This is a genomic window from Pedobacter sp. CG_S7 (assembly GCF_040544395.1).
Taxonomy (GTDB): Bacteria; Bacteroidota; Bacteroidia; order Sphingobacteriales; family Sphingobacteriaceae; genus Pedobacter.
On record NZ_JBEONS010000070.1, the window covers coordinates 1 to 5,940 of the forward strand.

Genomic DNA, 5,940 nt, shown 5'->3' on the forward strand with positions numbered 1-5,940 from the left:
ATTTTTTCTGCTTTGGTCATATTGATTGTTTTTTAAAAAGCAAATGTAGAGTCAAGTTGCCTTTAAAAAAATATGGACTTTGTGGGGCGGATACGTTGTAATGGTTTGTCTGTTTCAATAAGTTTTTTTCCATAAAAAAGTTCCATCATTCCAAATTGTTTGTCAGTTATTTGCATGACACCAATTTTTCCATGCTCGGGTAAGTTATTTTTTATTCTTTTGCCATGGACTTCGGCATTTTCTTTACTGGCACAAAACCGCATATATATCGAAAATTGGAACATAGAAAAACCATCGTCTAATAATTTCTTTCTAAATGAAGAAGCAATTTTACGTTCTTTTCGAGTTTCGGTGGGCAGGTCAAAAAATACTAATATCCACAAACTTCTATACTGGTTTAATCGGGTGTAATGTTCGTCGTACATAAACAGGATATAAAATTTTCCTTGCCATTCCCTCAAAACATTCGTGTAAGGAATGAGTTGTTCTACTCATAGCGACCATCAACGGGCTATTTTTTCCGTCAATAAAAACATCTATACTGGCTATATTTAATAATTGTTTTTTAATATCAATAGTCAATTCTTCATACGAATCTTCTGTTTCCATGATGTGGCACACAATTAAATCTACATAGGGCCGATATGGTTCCATAATATCATCAGCAAGGCAATAAGCATTATATTTGTTACGGTGAAAAATGCCTAAAGTAGGCAACATTCCAGAACTAACGATAGCTCTTGCAGTTATGGCCCTTAGAATGGCATAGCCATAATTTAACAAATTATTTGGTGGAATTCCTTTTTGTCCTCTTGTGAAATTTTCTATTTGAATCAGGTTCTGCCAATAGTAAACTGCCGCTCTTGATTCATGGTTGAGGATATCTCCCGAGGTAACCTCCTTTGCCCAAACTTCCATTTTTCGCATAGGTATTCCTTTTTCTTTCAATATTCCCGCCTGGTTCATTATTTTAGAACTGATAGTTTGCTGCCACAAATTCTTTTTGAGTGAGGCAGATGCATTAATTTGATTTTTAAACCGCTCAGATTGTTCTGTATGTCCGTTCAGGGGCATCAATAATCCGATAGGTAAATGATATTGGTCGCAATTGATTAATGCCACATTGTTATGAATCAGTTTCTCTAGCAATCCATTAGTGATTGTGATTTGTTGGTTTTCCAAAACAATCACGCCAATATCCTCAATAGCTACAGTCTTTGTTTTTTGTTCTTTTTCGGGATATGAAATTACAATTTGTTCGTTTTTAGTGCTTAAATAAGCTGGGTTGCCAAAAAAAAGAGTTCGTTTTATCATAACTAATATTCGCCAACTTGAACGATTTTGCCTAAATTATTTATTCGGACTTTTATAATGTCTTCAAAATAGGGCAAACTTTTTATAGATTTATAGGTAATTCCCTTTAATTCTTTTGTATTGTTTATTGTCGTTTCTAAATGATGTCTAAATACATAATCTCTAACAGAAATATTGCCATATTCAACTTTTGAAAGGCTCTGTACGCGAAATAAGTTTTTGCTTATTAATCCTTTGTTTACGGGGTTGTGTAAATCAATATCTTTTGGATTAAATTCAAAAGAGGGAAATATAAAGTACTCATTTTGCTTCATGGTAAATAAAAACGTCCAACCCATTTCGTGATTTTTATTAATTATTGATAATCCCAGATTATTACGGGTTACTGCATCAAAAAATGAAATTACTTCATCTTGTAAATTTCCTTTTTCGTCTTTATATATAGCTACATGATGGTTGTTTCCGGTACTTACAAAATCTACAGGAATTGGTTTGCCATTATTGTCAAGAACTTCATTTCCTAAATGGTCTTTTTTAGTATGTAATGCTTGAGCATTGCTTACGCCGCTAATGGTAACCCTTTTTATAGCGATTCCCTTTTCTTTATTTTGCCAAATAGGGTTTTCATCTAAATTGACAAAAGCTTTTTTAGGATCGTTGCCATATTCCTCCAAACGATTTTTAAGGATAGTTCTTAATCCAATATCAATGATTTTGTCAATTTTTATTTCATGTGTAATATCTTTTCTTATAGAATAATTATCCTCAAACCAAACCGTTTTCACTTTTTCAGGTAATGCTTTTGTTTTTTCAGCATTCAAATAAATAGGTTTTTTTGCCAAGGCATTTTTACCAATAAAAGCCTTTTTAGTGTTATTGTCATTTTCTACTAAACGAGCCAACAAAGCTTCACGATATTGTTTTTTAGCCACTTTACTGATGTATTCTTTAGTGAAATTGGTGCCAATTTTTTCTTCTTTTGTTACATATTGTTGTAGTTTTCCATAAACTGTTTCTTTATGTAATTGTCCACGTGGAGTAAGTTGTACTTTTTGATTACTGCCACCTTTTAACTTTGTGGTGTTTTTGTTATTGGTAACTACTTTGTTTTTGGCTTTATAGGAAATCAAAATACTTTCCAGTTGTTTTTTTGCTTCTTCTCTAAAGTGAGGCATTGGAGCAATAAATCGCAATTTATTGTTTTTGTCTCTTTTCAAATACTTAGACTCTATGCCCAAAATCACGTTTCCTTTTTTGTTATTAATGTCTCTGGCGTTCAGGTTATTCAAATATTGTATATATGCCGGTTTGGTAAAAGCAACTGTTATTGCATCCATAGCGTGGTGGCGATGGTCATTTCGTTTAGTCCAATCTTGTATTTTATATAAACGTTCACCGTTTTTTCCTTCTTCCTCTTTTGTTAAACCCAGTTTATGGTATTTGTCCCAATTGAGTTCTTTCATCACATCCACCAATTCCCAATCTTCACGCAGTTTGTCGGTCACGCTTCCGATTGTTGCAGTTACATTTCGGGAAACTTCGAGTAAAATATCTTTAGCTTTTTTGGCGATGTATTGCGTTTCCTTTAATTGTCTATCAATAAAGCCTTCTGGGATATCACAATCAGCCATTAACAGTTTATTCTGCTTGGTTCTGCTAATTTTGCCATATAAACCTCTTATTCTTTTCTCAAATTGGTCAAATTCCTCTGGAGATAATTTCTCCTGTAAAAATGAATATGCTGTTTTGTTGCTTTTGTCAATATTCAACTGGCGTTCGCAAATGGTTTTGTTAGAAAAGCTATCATCAAACAATCTTGATTTTGGAATTATGTGTTCAATATCGTATTCCTTAGAAAACAGTTTAGAGGGTTCAATCGGTTTACCAGTATAAAGTGAAATTCCATCCGATTCTTTCCAAAGTTTATACCGAATAATATCGTTTCTAGTTACACGACGGATTCCAAATTCTATATGCAATAATTTTCTAATCTGCTCATGTTCAGCTGTACTTTTGTTAATGGCCTTGGTCATTTCACTACGTTGTTCATTGTTGTTTTTCAGCTCGCGAGCCAATTCTACACGAATTTCGTCTGGTCTACCCATTTTTTGATCCAACATAATGGCATTAATCACATTAATCATTTGATTCAGGATTTTTTCTACCACAGGATTTCGCAAACTATTTTTATTGATTAATTCTAGTTTCTCTTTTAGAATTCTGCTGTCATTTGCTTCTTTGGTTAATGAAGAGGAATGATTGTATCCAGAAAGTAAACAAGCTTGGTCATAAATTTGTCCGTCCTTTAAATGTGGCAGTATTTTCTTTATTGCTTTTGGACTTAAGCTACCGTAATCGGCTTGAAGATTTATATTTAAAAGAAATGGAATGTGGTTTTCTTTAAACCCAAACTTTGTCATTAGACTCTTTTTCAAAGGCTCATCTTCTTCCGAAGAGTAAAGTAAATGCCATAATTGATAATAGGACTGTTTGTCAAATTCATTTCCTTGAATAGCAGGGTTAAAATCTAGTATGCTGATGTTAATGTTTAACACTTCAAATATTTTTGCGATAGCTTCTTTAATCGATGATGAATTCATTTTGGAGAAATCGATTTCATGACCTTCAATTTCAAGGATTTTTTCAAATGCTTTGTAAAGTGCTGCGTTAGTCCTATTACCTTCAATCTTTTTAAAATTAATAGAATGACTCCCTTTTTTCAATTCGCAAAAAGCCATTAATTGTATGTCTGTTATACTGTCTTTAAACTGAAGTTCCTCTGCAATTTGTTGCTTTAATTCTTCAGTTAATAAATAGGGTTCTTTTGTAATCTCGTTTGTAACAATAATATTATTTAAATTTTGCCAAATTCTAAATTCTTGGAATAAAGGAGATGATTTCGGAATGGCTTTATGTCCTTTTTCAAATTCACATTCGCTTATTAAATGTTTTTGTGATTTTAATTTTCTTTGGTAAAAAATCGTGATGTCGCGAACTTCAGATTTCAATTTTTCATTTAATTCAGGATGACATTTGATTTGAGTTTCCCAGATTCTTTCAAATTCATCTAAGTAATCTTGACGGTAAAAAACTTGGTTTTTTAGCTTAGAATGTGCGTTGTTTTTTAGCTGTTTGTATTGAAATTGTCCAACTGTTTCATTATTGAAATATAATTCCTTACTACGGTCGCTAATTGCTCCAAGATAACCACTTGACTGATTAATTTGATTGTTGATTTCTGTTAAGATAAATGCAAGGACATTTAAATCAAGTTCAATTATTAAAGCCTCATTTCTCCATTTGTAATGTTGCAATTTGGTTTCTTCTCGTGTACCTTTATTTTCAGCAAGTTCTATTTTTAATTCTTTTGTGAAAAATTGAGAAGTTTGTGTTCTTGATTTTCCGTGAATGGCATCCAATAATTTATTGTTGATACTTTCAAAATGAAATTGTTTTTGAAAATGTACAATCTTTTCTAATTCTTTTTGCAAATCGGAACGATAGAAATCAGGTATATACTTTCCATTATTTGATAAAGAATTATAAACCCATTGCCCAGGAGTCAGATTCTTTTCGAAAATTGTTTTAGCAATTGCCATTCCATCAATAGCCTCCCCTTCTTCTGCCGTTTTAGCTTTTCTACTGCTTTTATAACCACGTTTCTTGTTAAGCATTAATAGCACTTTTACCAATTCTTCTTTGGTAATAGCTTCTATTGCCGATTTAGCTCTTAATTTGTAGGAAGAATAAGTAGTCTCTTTTCCTGTTTCTGCATAAATAAATGATGAAGGAATGAATTTTATTTTATTGAAAGTATCAATTATAGCATCTCTTCTTTGTTTGAAACGTTGTAGACCTCTTCTAGCACCACGTTTTAAAGTTCTATTAGCATTGATGGAAATGGTATTTCCTTTCTTAAAATCTGCTTCTTCATCAGTTGTAAGTGGAACAATACGAACACCTGTATTTATTATTGAAGAGACTTCATTATCATTTTCTGATTCATTTGTAAATGACCATCCAATAGATGTAGTTCCTAAATCTAATCCTAGTATTTTTTTCATAGTAAATTTTTATTTAAAAAAAAACAGTACTGTTTAGTGAATGCTTTATATTCAATTTTGAAAGCAATTCGCAACATACACCGTATTTAATAATTATTTTATATTAATATTTAGTGTAAATACTTAAACAGTACTGTTTAAAAACAAAGAAATGTACTTTAAAACACTAATGAGATGTCCTAAGTTCTTCAGCTCTAATGTGGCTTTACTAATGTTGAGTATTTTGTTTCAACTAAAATAGTTATAAATATTATACGGTGTATGGGTTTTATTATAAATTAGTAAAATTTTATTAATTTTTAATAACATTTTTATTAAAAATATTTGTTGTTTATGAATTATAGGATAAATTCTATCCGATTTTTATTTAAATAAAGCAATATTATTTTTTTTAAATATATATAAAATAATATTAAAATATAATTAAAAGAAAATTGATAACCTTATGGAAAACCTCAATTGAAAAATTGTAACCACTCAGGTTCCCTCTAACTTACTTTACTGACCTGAAAAATCGTTTAAGGTGTTATTTTCTTTGGATTTTATTTTCAGAAAAAAGCGG

At 31.1% G+C, this 5,940-nt stretch carries 3 protein-coding genes; all 3 read right to left on the reverse strand.

Features of this window, described 5'->3' with window-relative positions:
• Window positions 1-62: 62 nt before the first annotated feature.
• Genes cas2 through cas9 form a run of 3 tightly spaced genes read right to left on the reverse strand, consistent with a single transcriptional unit; the run spans window position 63 to window position 5,378 of the window.
• Window positions 63-425, reverse strand: coding sequence for a CRISPR-associated endonuclease Cas2 (cas2, locus tag AAKU52_RS16915; protein ID WP_354335733.1), 363 nt, complete (start codon window positions 423-425; stop codon window positions 63-65).
• The gene (gene cas1, locus AAKU52_RS16920; RefSeq protein ID WP_354335735.1) at window positions 388-1,314 is read right to left on the reverse strand and encodes a type II CRISPR-associated endonuclease Cas1; all 927 of its coding nucleotides are present in this window, start codon (window positions 1,312-1,314) and stop codon (window positions 388-390) included. The genes cas2 and cas1 overlap by 38 nt, the downstream gene beginning before the upstream one ends.
• A gap of 2 nt (window positions 1,315-1,316) precedes the next feature.
• Entirely contained in the window at window positions 1,317-5,378 is a 4,062-nt protein-coding gene (cas9, locus tag AAKU52_RS16925; RefSeq protein ID WP_354335738.1) for a type II CRISPR RNA-guided endonuclease Cas9, read from the reverse strand.
• Between the last annotated feature and the right edge of the window lie 562 nt (window positions 5,379-5,940).